We start from the raw sequence: 16233 nt of genomic DNA, 5'->3' as shown, positions 1-16233 counted from the left end.
TTATAATTAGAATTATGTCCAGCATCAAAACCCTCAAGAACTTCTTAGCGATCACCCGCCACAAGAGTGTTGCATCCGCGGCCAGAGAAATTGGCTTAACTGCAGCCGCTGCAGGCCAGCAGCTGCAGCAATTGGAAAGGGAAATTGGTCTCGAGCTATTTGATCGAACCAAGCGCTCTCTTACCCTAAATGCACATGGCAGATCGCTGATTGAGCCCATCCAAGAAATTGTGGCTCGCTACGAGGCTCTTGGTTCGGACCTGAAATCAGATCTCAGCGGCACTATTGTTTTAGGGGCTCTCGTATCGACCCTGATGGGTGCATTCGGCAAAACCTTGAATGAATTAAAGCAAAACTTTCCCAGTCTAGAGGTAAAGTTAATCGCGGGCTTATCGAGCAATTTTCTTGATCAAGTCCTAGACGGCAGCCTTGATGCGGCAATTGTTACAGAGTCACCATATGCGCTACCTCAAAATGTCCAATGGACAGAGCTATACAAAGAGCCGATGATTTTGATCGCACCAGCCCCTCAATCAAAGAGACAGCCAAACTCAGCCTACGCTGATGCTCGGTTACCCTTTATTAGATTTGAGAGAAATACGTGGACTGGACACTTAGTTGATCAAACAATTAAAGCTAATAAGCTAATGATTGAAGAGGGTATGGAGCTTAATTCTGTTGAGGCAATTATTGAGCTAGTGAGACAAGGACTTGGCTATTCAATAGTTCCGCAGCTTGCCAATATCGCCTGGGAAAAAGATCGACAACTATCGATTAAAGAGTTATCAGGAAAAACAATTTACCGGAAAGTGGGCTTACTAGAACGCAAGAAGCACAGCCGACAAAACGTCACCCAACTCATCAAGCAACAATTTTTATTGGGCACTACTAAAAGCACCTAACCCTTAAAAGAAAAGCCACCCCGAGGGATGGCTTAAAAGATTTTTTGGAGGTGCCACCTAAAGAATGAACTACAACTTCATACTAATGACCATGTAGATTGTGCTTTTGAACAATTGCATGATTTCAGAGCCAAATGCCCCGATTTAGTGCATTAATGGTTTTCTTTGGCGTGATTGATTGAATATTTAGGGATTTCAATCACCAGATCCTCTTTCGCCACAATGGCTTGGCAGGACAAGCGCGATTGAGGGTTCAGACCCCAGGCGCGATCGAGCATATCCTCTTCATTTTCATCGGGCGGGTTAAGACTTTGAAACCCCTCCTTTATGACTACGTGACAGGTAGTGCATGCGCAGACCATATCGCAGGCATGCTCAATAGGAATGTCATTGTCTAGCAAAGCTTCGCAAATCGAAGTGCCTGGAGCAACCTCTACAACAGCGCCTTCAGGGCAATACTCACTATGCGGTAGTACGACGATTTGAGTCATGATTCTTTTCTATTAATTCGTTTTAGGTTTTTTGTTTTCTTAGATTTCGGCAACATTCTTGCCAGATAAAGCTTTTTGAATACTTGCGTTCATTCGCTTTTGTGCAAATTCATCGGTTGCTTTTGCGGCATGATCAACTGCTTTGCGCACAATAGCACTATCAGCCTCTTCATTCAAAATCTTTTGCAGCACTGCCATCTCACGATCAATTGCAGCTTGCTCGTTTTCATTGAGAAGATTGCGATCGCTATCCAAAGCAGTTTGTACTGCATCAAGTAGGCGCTGGGCATTCACTTGCTCCTCACGCAATGATCTAGAGAGAAGATCCTCTTTTGCAGATGCAAAACCATCTTGTAACATGCGGGTAATTTCTGCATCTGTTAGGCCATAAGACGGCTTGATATCAATCGATGCTTGAACACCAGAGCCTTGCTCTATAGCGCTTACAGACAACAAACCATCTGCATCCACTTGGAAGGTAACTCGAATACGCGCTGCACCTGCAGCCATAGCTGGTATCCCGCGCAACTCAAACTTACCCAATGAACGGCAGTCTTGTGCAAGCTCACGCTCACCCTGCACCACCTGAACTGCTAAAGCAGTTTGACCATCTTTAAAGGTCGTGAAATCTTGCGCTCTAGCAACCGGAATCGGCGTATTACGTGGAATGATTTTTTCTACCAAACCGCCCATGGTTTCAATACCAAGAGATAGTGGAATGACGTCTAACAGAAGCCATTCGTCATCCTTGCTTTGATTTCCAGCTAATAAATCAGCCTGCATCGCCGCACCGAGTGCAACCACTTGATCAGGGTTGAGGTTATTTAAAGGTTGAGTACCAAAGAGTTCGCCAACGGCTCGCTGCACATTAGGCATACGAGTGGAGCCACCCACCATGACAACACCTTTAACGTCATCCGCTTTTAAACCTGCGTCACGTAAGGCTTTTTTACAAGCCATCAAAGTCTTGGTTACTAAATTCTGGGTAATCTCAAAGAACTGTGCCTGGCTTACGCCAACATTAACTACCGTGCCATCGGCAAGCGTCTCATGGACGCGCGCCAACGGGTTATGACTCAACTGCTCTTTGGCATGCTTACAAGCCTGCAAGAGTGTTCTGTGGTCATGAATAGACAGTGGTGGCAGCTTAGCTTGCTCAATCACCCAGCAGTACAAGCGGTGATCGAAGTCATCGCCGCCAAGAGCAGAGTCACCGCCAGTAGAAAGAACTTCAAATACCCCTCTACTCATACGCAGTATGGAGATATCAAAGGTACCACCACCTAAGTCATATACGGCGTAGACGCCTTCCGAGGCATTATCCAAACCATAGGCAATCGCAGCGGCAGTTGGCTCATTTAATAAACGAAGCACTTCAACACCCGCTAACTTAGCAGCATCTTTTGTTGCTTGACGTTGCGCATCATCAAAGTAAGCTGGAACAGTAATCACTGCGCCAACGATTTCATCATTGACCGAATCTTCAGCCAACTGACGCAAGCGCGCGAGAATTTCTGCAGAGACCTCAATCGGACTCTTATCACCAGCAACTGTTCGCAGCTTAAGCATGCCAGGCTGATCGACAAAATCATATGGAGCACTTTCAATATGTTCCACATCCAACAAACCGCGACCCATGAAACGCTTTACCGAAACAATCGTATTTTTAGGGTCAATTACCAGGCTCTCAAGCGCCTCGAAGCCTGCTTGTGTTCTGCCGTTTGGCAAATAGCGAATGACTGAAGGTAATAGCTCGCGCCCTTGAGCATCAGCCAGCACTTTAGGCAATGCATCACGAACAATGGCTACTAAAGAATTGGTGGTTCCCAAATCAATACCCACCGCAATGCGGCGCTGATGAGGCGCTAGCGATTTACCGGGTTCAGAGATTTGTAATAAGGCCATAGATGATTAAGTTTAATTTAGGTCGAGCTATACCAATGCGGAAATAGCATCATCAAGCTCTGCGGCGAACTTATCAATAAAAAGTAAACCGCGTAGCAGTTCTGCTGCACGCTCATAATTCTTGGCACCATCAATGGCTTGGGCGATTTCGGCAACAGTATCTTCCTTGGACTGCTCCACCTCAGACATGAGGGCTTCTAAAGCTGGTAGATCCTCTACTTGCTCATCTAAATTCTCGCGCCATTCCATCTGCTTCATCAAAAATGCAGCAGGCATAGCAGTATTGGTCTCCAACTTCGCATCTACGCCATGGAGTTGGCATATATAAAGACCGCGTTGGATAGGATTCTTAAGGGTTTGAAGTGCGGTATTGGCTAAGGTGGCCATTTGCATCGCAAGGCGCTGTTCTGCATCACTACCGCGAGCATGGCGATCAGGGTGCACTTCCTTTTGAATCGCCAGGTATGCCTGATCTAGCGCAGGCAAATCGATTTTGAATTGCTGATTTAAACCAAAGAAGCGAAAGTAATCGTCAGACGCGGAAGGATTCGCCACAACCACACTCATCTTTTACGTTTGGATTTTGAAACTTAAACCCTTCGTTCAAACCCTCACGCACAAAGTCTAGCTCTGTACCATCCAAATAAGCCAAGCTCTTTGGGTCAACAAAGACCTTAATGCCATTAGATTCAAATACCTGATCTTCTGCTGCCGGCTCATCAACATACTCAAGTTGATAGGCCAAGCCAGAGCAACCGGTTGTGCGGACACCCAAGCGTAAGCCACACCCTTTACCGCGCTTTTCTAGATTGCGGTTGACATGTGCAGCTGCTTTATCAGTTAAGGTAATTGCCATAGTTTTGATTCTTCTTGTTTGCTTCGTTTGCTTTATTTCGCTGGATGCTTCTCTTTGTAGTCAGCAACCGCCGCCTTAATAGCATCTTCCGCCAAAATAGAGCAGTGAATCTTTACTGGTGGCAACGCCAACTCTTCAGCGATCAATGAGTTCTTGATCTCTAATGCTTGATCCAAAGTCTTGCCTTTAACCCATTCGGTTACCAATGAAGATGAAGCAATCGCAGAGCCGCAGCCATAAGTCTTGAACTTAGCATCTTCGATTACACCTTGATCATTCACACGAATCTGCAACTTCATGACATCGCCACATGCAGGTGCGCCAACCATGCCAGTGCCTACGCTGTCATCACCTTTTTCAAATGATCCAACATTACGGGGATTTTCATAATGGTCGATGACCTTTTCGCTATATGCCATGGTATTTCCTCTTTTATCTCTCTATATTCTTTTTAGTGTGCTGCCCATTGAATCGTGCTGATGTCGATTCCGTCTTTGTACATTTCCCAAAGCGGCGATAACTCACGCAACTTGGCAATCTTTTCTTTCACCAACTTGATAGTGAAATCCACTTCCTCTTCGGTAGTAAAGCGACCCAAAGTGAAGCGAATTGAGCTATGTGCCAACTCGTCATTACGGCCTAATGCGCGCAAAACGTATGAAGGCTCTAAAGAGGCAGAGGTACATGCTGAACCAGAAGAGATCGCGAGATCCTTCAAGGCCATCAACATAGATTCGCCTTCAACATAGTTAAAGCTAATGTTCAGGTTGTGCGGAACACGATCATCCATGTCGCCATTGACATAAACCTCTTCAATATCTTTGAGGCCATTTAACAAACGATCACGCAATGCACGGATACGCTTGTTTTCTTCAGCCATCTCAACACGGGCAATACGGAAAGCCTCACCCATGCCTACGATTTGGTGAACCGCCAAGGTACCAGAACGCATGCCACGCTCATGACCACCGCCATGAATCTGAGCCTCAATACGAATACGCGGCTTACGACGGACAAACAAAGCGCCAATACCTTTAGGCCCATAAGTCTTATGGGCAGAAAAACTCATGAGATCAACTTTGATCTTATCTAAATCGATTTCTACCTTGCCAGTGGCTTGCGCAGCATCCACATGGAAAATCACACCACGTGAACGACACAACTCACCAATAGCGGGAATGTCTTGCACTACACCGATCTCATTATTGACATACATCACTGAAGCCAAAATTGTTCCTGGCTTCATCGCAGTCTCTAACTGCGCAAAATCGATCAAACCATTCGGCAAAACATCTAAGTAAGTAACCTCAAAACCTTCACGCTCTAATTCACGGCAGGTATCTAAAGTTGCTTTGTGCTCAGTCTTCACGGTAATGATGTGATTGCCACGCTCTTTATAAAAATGCGCCGCGCCCTTGAGTGCCAAGTTAATACTTTCAGTGGCGCCACTGGTAAAAACAATCTCTCTTGGGTCAGCGTGTACTAATTGGGCAACCTCTGAACGCGCCCACTCCACCGCCTCTTCTGCAGCCCAGCCATAAGCATGGCTTCGTGATGCGGCATTACCAAATTGCTCACGCAAATAAGGCAACATCTTATCGACCACACGGGGATCAATCGGTGTTGTAGCTGAGTAGTCCATATACACAGGAAAGTGTTTAGGGCTAAACATCGGAACCGGTTGTTGTGGCAGATCTTTTGGGGCGTTCATGGTTTATCTATCAGTAGGTAATGCGTTATTAACTTTGTCGCGCCAAATTGAATACGGAATTCACTAATGGCGCTTTAGGGGCTGCTTCTTTTTTGGCTGCAAGCGCTGGAGCAGGTTTATCTGCTTTAGTACTTTCAACTTTGATTTTCTTTTGGCGCATATCTTGAATGACAATGCCGCGCCCTTCTTGTTGCTGAACCAAATCTTTCAAGCTCACCGAACTGAGGTACTCAACCATTTTTGAATTGAGATTGCTCCACAGATCATGCGTCATACAACGGCCATGATTTTCTTCATCGGTATGGCAGTTGCCTTTGCCACCACACTGAGTTGCATCAAGGGGCTCATCTACCGCGACGATGATGTCAGCAACACTCACTTCAGAGGATGGTCGCGCCAGGGTGTAACCACCGCCTGGGCCACGAGTACTTTCAACAATATTGAAACGGCGTAGCTTGCCGAACAATTGCTCGAGGTAGGAAAGGGAAATCTTTTGTCTTTGGCTAATTCCGGCCAAAGTTACGGGGCCATGCGTTTCACGCAGGGCTAAATCAATCATTGCGGTTACTGCAAAACGACCTTTGGTTGTAAGTCTCATATGTCACCTTGGTAATGGATTGTTATGGACAGCTAACAGTCGGGCGGGTAATACCCGACCATTCCACTCAACTTTACCATAAGACCCAGCAAACTGCTCGGGAATTATCCCAAAAATCCCTATTGAAAGCGAGGAATCTAGCCGATAGAGTCTCTAGACCGAGCTCCGAAGGCCATTTCTTTGACCTTGGTAAGCCTATCTCGGGTGCTGGCAGCCTTCTCAAACTCCAAATTCTTGGCTTCAGCGTTCATTTGCTTCTCTAAACGCTTGATTTCTGCCGCCAGGTCCTTCTCACCCATATCCTCATAGCGAGCCCGCTCCTGCTCGACTTGCATCTCCTGACGCTTCTCTTTGACGTCATAAACGCCATCAATAATGTCCTTAATGCGCTTTTGAACTCCTTTAGGCTCAATGCCATGAAGCTTGTTGAAGGCGATTTGCTTGGTACGACGCCTTTCGGTCTCGCCCATCGCCCGCTTCATAGAGTCGGTGATGCGGTCAGCATACAAAATAGCTTTGCCGCGCACGTTTCGAGCTGCTCGACCAATCGTCTGAATCAAGCTGCGTTCAGAGCGCAAGAAGCCCTCTTTGTCTGCATCCAAAATGGCAACTAATGAAACTTCGGGAATATCCAAACCTTCACGTAGCAAGTTAATACCAACAAGAACATCGAAGACACCCAAACGTAAATCGCGCAAAATTTCTACGCGCTCTACCGTATCGATATCAGAGTGAACGTAACGCACCTTCACGCCGTTATCCGAAAGATAGTCGGTTAATTGCTCGGCCATACGTTTAGTTAATACAGTCACCAATACGCGCTCGCCCACTTTGACGCGTGCATGAATTTGATCTAACAAATCATCAACCTGAGTGCTGGCTGGCAATACTTCAATTTCTGGATCTACCAATCCTGTTGGTCTAGCCACTTGCTCAACTACTTGTCCTTGGTGTGCAATCTCGTAATCGGCGGGTGTTGCTGAAACAAAAATGGTTTGACGCATCTTAGTTTCAAATTCAGTAAATTTTAGCGGGCGGTTATCCATAGCCGATGGCAAACGGAAACCGAATTCCACCAAAGTATGTTTACGAGATTTATCGCCGTTGTACATTGCATTGAGTTGCCCAATCAAGACATGGCTCTCGTCAAGGAACATCAAAGCATCATTGGGTAGATAGTCCACTAGCGTAGGCGGGGCCTCGCCCGGGGCTGCCCCGGAGAGATGGCGGGAGTAGTTCTCAATCCCTTTGCAGAAACCTAATTCATTGAGCATCTCTAAATCAAAACGAGTGCGTTGCTCAAGTCGTTGCGCCTCAACTAATTTTCCATCCTTAACAAACTCATCTAAGCGATTACGTAATTCTGTTTTGATGGTTTCAATTGCTTTTAAAACGGTGTCACGTGGTGTCACATAATGCGAGCTTGGGTAAACAGTAAAGCGCGGAATCTTTTGGCGAATTTTTCCAGTCAACGGATCAAAGAACTGCAAACTCTCAACCACATCATCAAATAACTCAACACGCACTGCGAGCTCATTATGCTCAGCAGGGAAAATATCAATGGTATCGCCGCGCACCCTAAATACGCCGCGCTTAAAATCGGTTTCATTGCGGTCGTACTGCATAGCGATCAAGCGCATCAAAATATCGCGCTGGCTCATCTTGTCGCCAGGACGCAATGTCATCACCATGCTGTGATAGTCACCCGGATTACCAATACCGTAAATTGCCGAAACAGTGGCAACGATGATGACGTCTCGTCGCTCTAGAAGACTCTTGGTTGCCGACAAGCGCATCTGCTCGATGTGTTCATTAATCGAGGAATCCTTCTCAATAAAGAGATCGCGCTGAGGAACGTAAGCCTCTGGCTGGTAATAGTCGTAGTAACTGACAAAGTACTCAACGGCGTTTCTTGGGAAAAACTCCCTAAATTCACTATAAAGCTGAGCCGCCAAGGTCTTATTTGGGGCAAAAATGATGGCTGGACGACCCGTTCTAGCGATGACATTGGCCATCGTAAAGGTCTTTCCGGACCCTGTAACCCCTAAAAGCGTCTGGAAGGTCAATCCGTCCTCAACACCCTCCACTAGGGCATCAATAGCCTGGGGCTGGTCTCCCGCCGGGGGGAAAGGCTGGTAAAGCTGATACGGAGAGTCTGGGAAGGTCACAAATTTAGCCGGATCAAGGTCGTGCCCGACCTCGCCCAATGGATCAGCAGCCTGGCTTTTGCTCACTTCTTTTACTTCAGATTTTGATCCAGTTTTGGGTAACTTAGGGGGCATCTCGGCTATCATTTCATCTGTGAGATTTCTTCACAGAGAATTTTGTACAAACATTGATTTTGCCGTTTTTCTTTGGAAATAGTTGATTCTGGCCTCAAAAACCGACAATTAAGCTGAATTTAACGTCAATTACGAACAAAACCACCTCCATTTACCCTCTAACCACCGATTCCGACCTCAAATGACCCTGTTTGCCTCAGTTCAATTAGCCCCTAAAGATCCTATTTTTGGCCTCACAGAAGCCTACGTTGCAGACCAACGTGCTGACAAAGTGAACTTAGGTGTTGGCGTGTATTACACGGATGATGGCAAGGTTCCACTTTTAAAGGCAGTGATCAAAGCGGAAGAGGCAATTGTTGCAAAGCACTCTCCACGCAGCTACATCCCCATCGAAGGACCAAACCCATACAACAGCGCCGTACAAAATTTATTGTTTGGCGCTGACTCGGCTTTAATTAAAGATGGTCGCGTAGTGACTGCTGAATGTCTCGGTGGCACAGGTGCATTGCGCGTTGGTGCTGACTTCATAAAACGCCTGAACGTAAACGCACCATGTGCAATCAGTAACCCAACTTGGGAAAACCACCGCGGCATTTTTGAATCCGCTGGCTTTGAAGTAGTTGAGTACACCTACTTCGACGGCAAAACACGTGGCGTAGATTTTGATGGCATGGTGAAGTCTTTAGAGTCTTTCCCAAAAAACACCACCGTGTTGTTGCACGCTTGCTGCCACAACCCAACAGGTGCAGATATTACTGAAGCGCAATGGCGTCAAGTAATTGACATCTGCAAGAACAAGGGCCTCATCCCCTTCTTGGATATGGCCTACCAAGGCTTTGCGGCTGGCATTGAACAGGACGGCATCGCTGTTCGCCTCTTTGCTGAATCAGGCATGTCTTTCTTTGTATCCAGCTCTTTCTCCAAATCATTCTCACTCTATGGTGAGCGTGTTGGCGCGCTGTCAATCGTGACACAAAGCAAAGATGAATCTACTCGTGTACTTTCACAACTAAAGCGCGTAATTCGTACAAACTATTCCAACCCTCCTACTCACGGTGCTGCAATTGCTGCCGCTGTTTTAAATTCACCAGAATTACGTAAGCTCTGGGAAGATGAGTTGGCAGAAATGCGTGATCGCATTAAAGCAATGCGTCATGGTCTCGTTGAAAAACTCGCTGCTGCTGGTGTAAAGCAAGATTTTGCTTTTATCGAGAAGCAGCGCGGAATGTTTTCTTACTCAGGCTTAACGGCCGAGCAAGTAGAACGCTTACAGAAAGAAGATGGCATTTATGCCCTTTCTACTGGACGCATTTGTGTGGCAGCCCTCAATACTAAAAATATTGATAAAGTGGCTAAAGCAATCGCCCGCGTCTTAGCGTAACAAGCGGATATCCTGAATTACCGGAGGCAACATGCTATATCAGTTACACGAATTTCAAAAAGCCTTACTTCAACCCGTTAGCTCATGGGCGCGCGCTGCTTCTGAAGCGTTTATTAATGCCTCAAATCCAGCGTCCAAAGTTCCAGGATCCGATCGCTTAGCCGCTAGCTATGAACTTCTTTATCGTCTTGGTAAAGACTATAAGAAACCAGAATTTGGCATTCGCTCAGTCATGGCACATGGTCGTGAAGTTGCTATTCACGAAAGAACTGCTGTTGCAAAACCTTTTTGCAATCTAGTACGCTTCAAACGCTTCTCCGATGATGTAGAAGTTATTAAGAAACTCAAAGAAGATCCAGTGGTGTTGGTAGTGGCTCCTTTATCAGGGCACCACTCCACTTTGTTGCGCGATACTGTACGCACTCTTTTGCAAGACCATAAGGTTTACATCACCGACTGGATCGATGCACGCCTTGTTCCATTGGAAGATGGCGACTTTGGCTTAGATGACTACGTACATTACGTTCAAGAATTTATTCGCACCATCGGCGCTAAAGATTTGCATGTGATTTCTGTATGCCAACCAACCGTTCCAACCTTAGGTGCAATCTCATTAATGGCTACTGCTGGCGAAGCAACCCCAGCATCCATGATCATGATGGGTGGCCCAATTGATGCACGTAAATCACCGACTGCAGTAAACAATCTTGCAGACCAGAAGTCCTATGAATGGTTCGAGAGTCATGTAATTTATAGCGTGCCACCTACTTACCCAGCTGCTGGTCGTAAGGTGTATCCAGGCTTCTTGCAGCACACCGGCTTTATTGCCATGAACCCGCAGAACCATCTGCAATCTCATTGGGATTATTTCCAAAACTTAGTGCGTGGTGACGAGCAAGATGCCGAATCCCATATTCGCTTCTATGACGAATACAACGCAGTATTGGATTTGGATGCCAAGTTCTACCTCGACACAATCAAGACTGTTTTCCAAGACTACTCATTGCCAAATGGCACTTGGGAGGTAGCTGGTGAGTTGGTCAAACCACAAGATATTAAAAAGACTGCTCTTCTTACCGTTGAAGGCGAGCTTGATGATATTTCTGGAAGTGGTCAAACGCGTTCAGCACACGGATTGTGTTCTGGCATTCCAAAAGAAAATAAAGACCACTATGAAGTTGCTGGTGCTGGTCACTACGGCATCTTTGCTGGTCGTCGCTGGCGTGAAAAGGTGTATCCAAAAATTAAAGCCTTTATTCGCGATCACCAGAACTCCAAAAAAACAGCAACTCGCACCACTAAATCTGCATAAATTAAAGGCTCTTCGGAGTCTTTAATTTCTAAAGAACTTTTCAATAGAATGAAAATCAACCAGGCGAACGAACTTACTGATCGCCTGGAGGATGCCCTCCCTCAAACTCAATGTACTAAATGCGGCTACCCAGATTGCCGTGGATATGCAGAAGCGATGGCGAGCGGCGAAGCTCTGCCTAACCGCTGCCCTCCTGGAGGCGTAGAAGGAATCAAGCGGCTTAGCAAGATTCTGATCCCTATCTACCCACAAGATGCGTTTGAATTGCACCCAACGATTGATCCTGTGTGCGGAGTGGAAAGACCAAGGCCAGTTGCATTCATAGATCCACAGAGATGTATCGGCTGCACCCTATGCATTCAAGCATGTCCAGTGGATGCGATCGTTGGCGCATCCAAGCAAATGCATGTGGTTCTCACTGATTGGTGCACTGGATGTGACCTCTGCGTTCCACCATGTCCAGTTGACTGCATCAGCATGATTGATGTCACCAGCAATAAAACTGGCTGGGATGCATGGTCTGTGGAGCAAGCGGATGTTTCTCGTAAGCGTTACCACAATCGCGATGAACGCCTTGAGCGGGAACAAAAGGATAATGATGATCGCCTAGCCAAGAAGGCTGCCGCTAAGCTGGCTGCAGTCAATGCAGAGGACCCCCCATCAGAAGAAGAAAAGAAAGAACAAGAGCGTAAGCGGGCCATCATTGCTGCTGCTATTGCACGCGCGCAAGAAAAGAAATGATGAATCTAGAAAAGCGTCGCGCTTTTTTTGAACAGCTCAAAGCCAATAACCCCAAGCCAGAAACCGAGCTTGAATACAGCTCTCCTTTTGAACTACTCATTGCCGTTCTGCTATCTGCGCAGGCCACGGATGTATCGGTCAATAAAGGCACTCGCAAGCTCTATAAGGTTGCCAATACCCCGCAGGCCCTCTTAGATCTTGGCGAGGAAGGTGTTAGGCCCTATATTCAACATATCGGACTCTTTAACTCCAAGGGCAAGCATATTCAAGAGACGTGTCGACTGCTTTTGGAAAAGCATGGCGGAGAAGTTCCGCAAACACGCGAAGAGCTGGAAGCACTTCCTGGTGTCGGCAGAAAAACTGCCAATGTCATTTTGAATACTGCTTTTGGTCAACCCACTATTGCTGTCGACACCCATATATTCAGAGTCTCCAACCGCACAGGTCTTGCGCCAGGCAAGGATGTGTTGAAGGTTGAGGAGCAATTACTCAAGCGCGTGCCAAAAGAATACTTATTGGACGCTCACCACTGGTTGATTTTGCACGGCCGATATACTTGCAAGGCGCGTAACCCAGAATGTCAACAATGTATTGTTGAACCGTTGTGCAGCTTCAAGCAAAAAACAGGCAAAGGAAAAGTTCGTGGCGATATTTAATCCAACTCGTGAAGAAGTACGACGCTTCTTCTGCGATACCTGGAAGAAAAAGACAGAAAATCAGATTCTGGATCCGATGCAAACGCTAGCTAGTGATTGGATGGTGGAGCACCCTGAATATCACAACTTACTTGCTGATCCTGAAGGCGCCCTAGCGCAAGACTACACACCTGAACGTGGCGAAACTAATCCATTCCTGCATTTATCTATGCATCTCTCCATCAGCGAACAAATTTCAATCAATCAGCCGCCTGGCATTAAAGAGATTGCTGACAAGTTATCCCAAAAGTTAGGCTCAATGCATGAAGCTCAACACGTGATGATGGAATGTCTAGGGCAAGTGATGTGGGAAGCGCAACGTGAAGGTCAACCACTCAACCCCGAGAATTATTTGGAGGCGCTTAAAAAGCTCGTTTAAGCAAGGCTAGCAATCGCAGCCTTGATGGCGGCTGGTAACTGCTGAGCTTTTTGCTTTCTAGACTCTAGAATTGATTTTGGAGTTTCTTGCGCTCTGCTCGACCAAGCTGACCCTGGATAAAAAGCATCATCCTTAAATCTTGGGATGACATGCCAATGAATATGCGGAACCATATTGCCCAAGGCGGCAATATTGACCTTATCTGGATGCATTACGTGGCGCACTGCCTCTTCAACCGCAAACACCAAAGTCATTAAGTGCTCACGCTCCCCGTAAGTAAGATCAGTCATCTCTGCTGCATGGCGATTCCAAATCACTCGACAGAAGCCAGGTAGATCCGAGTCATTAACTAGGATGATGCGGCAATCGTCTCCGCGCCAAATCAGTTGCCCTTCCTCGGGCTTGAGTTCGTCTTTACAAAGTACGCAATTGGTCATGGGAAGAATGTAAACGAAAACGGCATCTAAGTCACCCTTGTGGGGTAATTTAGATGCCGCGGCAGTATTGGTGTGTTACTGCTTGCTACGTACTACTTAGGGATTTCTTAGTGGAACTGCTCTTCTTCAGTAGAACCAGTCAACGCTGTTACAGAAGACTTGCCACCTTGGATAACAGTAGTTACATCATCAAAGTAGCCTGTACCAACTTCTTGCTGATGTGAAACGAAGGTGTAACCACGGTCACGAGCAGCAAATTCTGGCTCTTGTACTTTCTCGATGTATGCAGTCATACCGCGCTGCATGTAGTCTTGAGCCAAGTCGAACATGTTGTACCACATAGAGTGGATACCAGCCAATGTGATGAACTGATATTTGTAACCCATTGCGCCTAATTCACGTTGGAACTTAGCGATTGTTGCGTCATCCAAGTTTTTCTTCCAGTTGAAAGATGGTGAGCAGTTGTAAGCCAACATCTTGCCTGGGAACTTCGCACGAATTGCTTCAGCGAACTGACGAGCAAACTCGAGATCAGGGGTACCAGTTTCACACCAAACCATATCAGCGTAAGCAGCGTAAGCCAAACCACGGGAGATCGCTTGATCTAAGCCTTTACGTGTTTTGTAGAAGCCTTCGGCCGTACGCTCACCAGTCAAGAATGGCTTGTCATTTGCATCGTAGTCAGATGTCAACAAGTCAGCAGCTTCAGCATCAGTACGAGCCAAGATAATGGTTGGAACACCCATAACGTCAGCAGCCAAACGTGCAGAGATCAATTTTTGTACAGATTCAGTTGTAGGTAACAATACTTTTCCACCCAAGTGACCGCACTTCTTAACAGAAGACAATTGATCTTCGAAGTGAACGCCAGCAGCACCTTGCTTGATCAATGCTTTGCTCAATTCAAACGCGTTCAATACACCACCGAAACCAGCTTCAGCGTCAGCAACGATTGGAGCGAAGTACTCGATGTAACCTGCATCACCCTTGTTAATGCCTTTAGCAGTTTGGATTTCATCAGCGCGTTGGAATGAGTTATTGATACGCTCAACCATCTTAGGCACTGAATCTACTGGGTACAAAGATTGGTCTGGATACATTGCCGCGTATGAGTTACCGTCAGCAGCAACCTGCCAGCCTGACAAATAGATAGCCTGTACGCCAGCTTTAACTTGTTGCATTGCTTGACCACCAGTCAAAGCACCTAAACAGTTAACGTAAGCTTCGTTATTGACCAATTCCCAAAGGCGCTCTGCACCATGCTTAGCCAATGTGTGCTCAATCTTCAAAGAGCCACGAAGACGGATTACGTCCTCAGCTGTATAACCACGTGTAATACCTTTCCAACGTGGATTGGTATCCCAGTCTTTTTGTAGTGCTGCAATTTCTGCTTTGCGATCTGCCATGTTTTTCTCCCTAAGTTAAACAAGTAATTCAATAAATTTGAGGACCTTTAAGACCACTTCAAGTCTTATGTCTTATATAAGAGTTTAGACAGTTCAAAAAACCAAGCAAGGGAAATATGAGATTTTTTTGAAAATATTTAGTTATTTAAATTCAATAACTTATATTAAATATTTTGTAATGTGGAATATGAATCCACCTCTTGCAACGAGATTGCTTGAGTCCTGCTGCACTGCATTTTACGCAGTGTAATGAGATTTCACATTATGAAAAATAAAGCTTCTGTGGGTTAGTGCAGAGGATTCGATTGCGTAACCCTTCGTCTGGCGCATACAAAGCAAGGCTTTCAAGCATCTGCGCTACCGTTGGCATCACACCCCAATTAGCTACGTGGGGCCAATCAGAACCCCAGACACAACGATCAGGCGCGGCTTCGATTAATGCCTTTGCATAGGACACCACATCTTCATAAGGGGGCGCTTGATCCGTTAACCGATATGCACCCGATACCTTTACCCACGCCCTCTCTCTCACCAAGTCAACAAGCGCTTTAAATCCAGGTGAAGCTAAGCCGACAGCGGTTCTTAGGTAACCCATATGATCAATCACGAGCGTGGACTTCAACTTCTGCATACGCGGCATGAGTACCGGAAGATCATTTGCATCCAATAGAAACTGAATATGCCATCCCCAATCTCTTGCTAGAGCATCGCACTCTTCAAGCTTCGAAATATCTAAGCCACCACCAGAAAACATGAGGTTCATGCGAATACCAACTACACCGGCATCTTTCATTCTTTGGTAATAAGTATCTGCTTGACCAAGGAGTGGCACAGCGACCCCACGCAAGCGCTGCGGATGATTTTTTAGAACCTTCAGCATTGGCTCATTATCTTGGCCATTCACACTCACTTGAATCAGCACGCCATAGGTCATGCCGACTTCATCAAGCATCCGAATGTATTGCTCTTCTGTTGCCTCAGGAGAAGTATAGGAACGATCAGGAACAAAACTGGCTGCGCTAATCACATGCGCATGCGTATCTACCGCACCGATAGGCATCTTAAAAGGAAAAGGACCACCCTGATGATCGGGCGGTCCTGGACAAAACGGAATATCTTTTTTTGACACAAAAAATC

17 protein-coding genes are annotated in these 16233 nt (G+C 46.3%); 6 read left to right on the top strand and 11 right to left on the bottom strand.

Annotated elements, in window-relative coordinates:
* Nucleotides 1-14: 14 nt before the first annotated feature.
* A complete protein-coding gene (locus tag C2745_RS02445) occupies nt 15-902 on the top strand; it encodes a LysR substrate-binding domain-containing protein (protein WP_215384795.1) in 888 nt (295 codons plus the stop codon).
* Between the two features lie 152 nt (nt 903-1054).
* Here the strand turns inward: C2745_RS02445 and fdx are convergent, their stop codons facing one another.
* From fdx to uvrB, 8 genes are all read right to left on the bottom strand, one after another.
* Nucleotides 1055-1393, bottom strand: coding sequence for an ISC system 2Fe-2S type ferredoxin (fdx, locus tag C2745_RS02440; RefSeq protein ID WP_215384793.1), 339 nt, complete (start codon nt 1391-1393; stop codon nt 1055-1057).
* A 39-nt stretch (nt 1394-1432) separates the two neighbouring features.
* Nucleotides 1433-3298, bottom strand: a complete 1866-nt coding sequence (gene hscA / locus C2745_RS02435) for a Fe-S protein assembly chaperone HscA (RefSeq protein WP_215384791.1) — start codon at nt 3296-3298, stop codon at nt 1433-1435.
* Nucleotides 3299-3325: 27 nt separating this feature from the next.
* Entirely contained in the window at nt 3326-3853 is a 528-nt protein-coding gene (gene hscB / locus C2745_RS02430) for a Fe-S protein assembly co-chaperone HscB (RefSeq protein WP_371742995.1), read from the bottom strand.
* Complete coding sequence (gene iscA, locus C2745_RS02425) at nt 3831-4154, bottom strand: iron-sulfur cluster assembly protein IscA (protein WP_012357505.1); 324 nt, start codon at nt 4152-4154, stop codon at nt 3831-3833. Before iscA ends, hscB begins: the two co-directional genes overlap by 23 nt.
* Before the next feature lie 32 nt (nt 4155-4186).
* Entirely contained in the window at nt 4187-4573 is a 387-nt protein-coding gene (gene iscU / locus C2745_RS02420) for a Fe-S cluster assembly scaffold IscU (RefSeq protein ID WP_068322308.1), read from the bottom strand.
* 32 nt (nt 4574-4605) lie between these two features.
* Nucleotides 4606-5865, bottom strand: coding sequence for an IscS subfamily cysteine desulfurase (locus tag C2745_RS02415; protein WP_371742994.1), 1260 nt, complete (start codon nt 5863-5865; stop codon nt 4606-4608).
* 28 nt (nt 5866-5893) lie between these two features.
* On the bottom strand, nt 5894-6463 hold the full coding sequence (locus tag C2745_RS02410; RefSeq protein ID WP_215384789.1) for a Fe-S cluster assembly transcription factor: 570 nt from the start codon (nt 6461-6463) through the stop codon (nt 5894-5896).
* Between the two features lie 137 nt (nt 6464-6600).
* A complete protein-coding gene (uvrB, locus tag C2745_RS02405; protein WP_371742993.1) occupies nt 6601-8745 on the bottom strand; it encodes an excinuclease ABC subunit UvrB in 2145 nt (714 codons plus the stop codon).
* Between the two features lie 181 nt (nt 8746-8926).
* Between uvrB and C2745_RS02400 the strand changes: the two genes are divergently transcribed.
* The 5 genes from C2745_RS02400 to C2745_RS02380 are packed head-to-tail and all read left to right on the top strand — an operon-like array spanning nt 8927 to nt 13253.
* Complete coding sequence (locus C2745_RS02400) at nt 8927-10126, top strand: amino acid aminotransferase (RefSeq protein ID WP_215384788.1); 1200 nt, start codon at nt 8927-8929, stop codon at nt 10124-10126.
* Between the two features lie 31 nt (nt 10127-10157).
* Nucleotides 10158-11438: a polyhydroxyalkanoate depolymerase gene (locus tag C2745_RS02395; protein WP_215384787.1), complete on the top strand. Its 1281-nt coding sequence runs from the start codon at nt 10158-10160 to the stop codon at nt 11436-11438.
* Between the two features lie 48 nt (nt 11439-11486).
* The gene (gene rsxB, locus C2745_RS02390; protein ID WP_215384786.1) at nt 11487-12179 is read left to right on the top strand and encodes an electron transport complex subunit RsxB; all 693 of its coding nucleotides are present in this window, start codon (nt 11487-11489) and stop codon (nt 12177-12179) included.
* Nucleotides 12179-12835, top strand: a complete 657-nt coding sequence (gene nth / locus C2745_RS02385) for an endonuclease III (RefSeq protein ID WP_215385576.1) — start codon at nt 12179-12181, stop codon at nt 12833-12835. Before rsxB ends, nth begins: the two co-directional genes overlap by 1 nt.
* Complete coding sequence (locus C2745_RS02380) at nt 12828-13253, top strand: DUF1841 family protein (RefSeq protein WP_215385577.1); 426 nt, start codon at nt 12828-12830, stop codon at nt 13251-13253. The genes nth and C2745_RS02380 overlap by 8 nt, the downstream gene beginning before the upstream one ends.
* On the opposite strand, the gene C2745_RS02375 is transcribed toward C2745_RS02380, so the two are convergent.
* The 3 genes from C2745_RS02375 to C2745_RS02365 all read right to left on the bottom strand — a co-directional run bounded on the left by C2745_RS02375 (nt 13250) and on the right by C2745_RS02365 (nt 16225).
* Nucleotides 13250-13690 (bottom strand): HIT family protein, encoded by a 441-nt coding sequence (locus C2745_RS02375; protein WP_215384785.1) that lies wholly within the window; start codon nt 13688-13690, stop codon nt 13250-13252. The genes C2745_RS02380 and C2745_RS02375 overlap by 4 nt on opposite strands.
* A 107-nt stretch (nt 13691-13797) precedes the next feature.
* A complete protein-coding gene (gene aceA, locus C2745_RS02370; protein ID WP_215348597.1) occupies nt 13798-15096 on the bottom strand; it encodes an isocitrate lyase in 1299 nt (432 codons plus the stop codon).
* Nucleotides 15097-15358: 262 nt separating this feature from the next.
* Nucleotides 15359-16225, bottom strand: a complete 867-nt coding sequence (locus C2745_RS02365; RefSeq protein ID WP_251368354.1) for an amidohydrolase — start codon at nt 16223-16225, stop codon at nt 15359-15361.
* Nucleotides 16226-16233: the final 8 nt, after the last annotated feature.

This window comes from Polynucleobacter sp. AP-Kolm-20A-A1, from assembly GCF_018688315.1.
Lineage (GTDB): Bacteria > Pseudomonadota > Gammaproteobacteria > Burkholderiales > Burkholderiaceae > Polynucleobacter.
This window is presented reverse-complemented; position numbering and strand designations above follow the sequence as displayed.

Excerpts from the sequence above, each read along its gene's own strand:
- C2745_RS02410 (WP_215384789.1), bottom strand. The coding sequence starts at position 6,463 with ATGAGACTTACAACCAAAGGTCGTTTTGCAGTAACCGCAATGATTGAT.
- C2745_RS02445 (WP_215384795.1), top strand. The coding sequence starts at position 15 with ATGTCCAGCATCAAAACCCTCAAGAACTTCTTAGCGATCACCCGCCAC.
- uvrB (WP_371742993.1), bottom strand. The coding sequence starts at position 8,745 with ATGCCCCCTAAGTTACCCAAAACTGGATCAAAATCTGAAGTAAAAGAA.
- C2745_RS02400 (WP_215384788.1), top strand. The coding sequence starts at position 8,927 with ATGACCCTGTTTGCCTCAGTTCAATTAGCCCCTAAAGATCCTATTTTT.
- C2745_RS02415 (WP_371742994.1), bottom strand. The coding sequence starts at position 5,865 with ATGAACGCCCCAAAAGATCTGCCACAACAACCGGTTCCGATGTTTAGC.
- aceA (WP_215348597.1), bottom strand. The coding sequence starts at position 15,096 with ATGGCAGATCGCAAAGCAGAAATTGCAGCACTACAAAAAGACTGGGAT.
- fdx (WP_215384793.1), bottom strand. The coding sequence starts at position 1,393 with ATGACTCAAATCGTCGTACTACCGCATAGTGAGTATTGCCCTGAAGGC.
- C2745_RS02375 (WP_215384785.1), bottom strand. The coding sequence starts at position 13,690 with ATGACCAATTGCGTACTTTGTAAAGACGAACTCAAGCCCGAGGAAGGG.
- rsxB (WP_215384786.1), top strand. The coding sequence starts at position 11,487 with ATGAAAATCAACCAGGCGAACGAACTTACTGATCGCCTGGAGGATGCC.
- C2745_RS02395 (WP_215384787.1), top strand. The coding sequence starts at position 10,158 with ATGCTATATCAGTTACACGAATTTCAAAAAGCCTTACTTCAACCCGTT.
- hscA (WP_215384791.1), bottom strand. The coding sequence starts at position 3,298 with ATGGCCTTATTACAAATCTCTGAACCCGGTAAATCGCTAGCGCCTCAT.
- nth (WP_215385576.1), top strand. The coding sequence starts at position 12,179 with ATGAATCTAGAAAAGCGTCGCGCTTTTTTTGAACAGCTCAAAGCCAAT.
- iscA (WP_012357505.1), bottom strand. The coding sequence starts at position 4,154 with ATGGCAATTACCTTAACTGATAAAGCAGCTGCACATGTCAACCGCAAT.
- iscU (WP_068322308.1), bottom strand. The coding sequence starts at position 4,573 with ATGGCATATAGCGAAAAGGTCATCGACCATTATGAAAATCCCCGTAAT.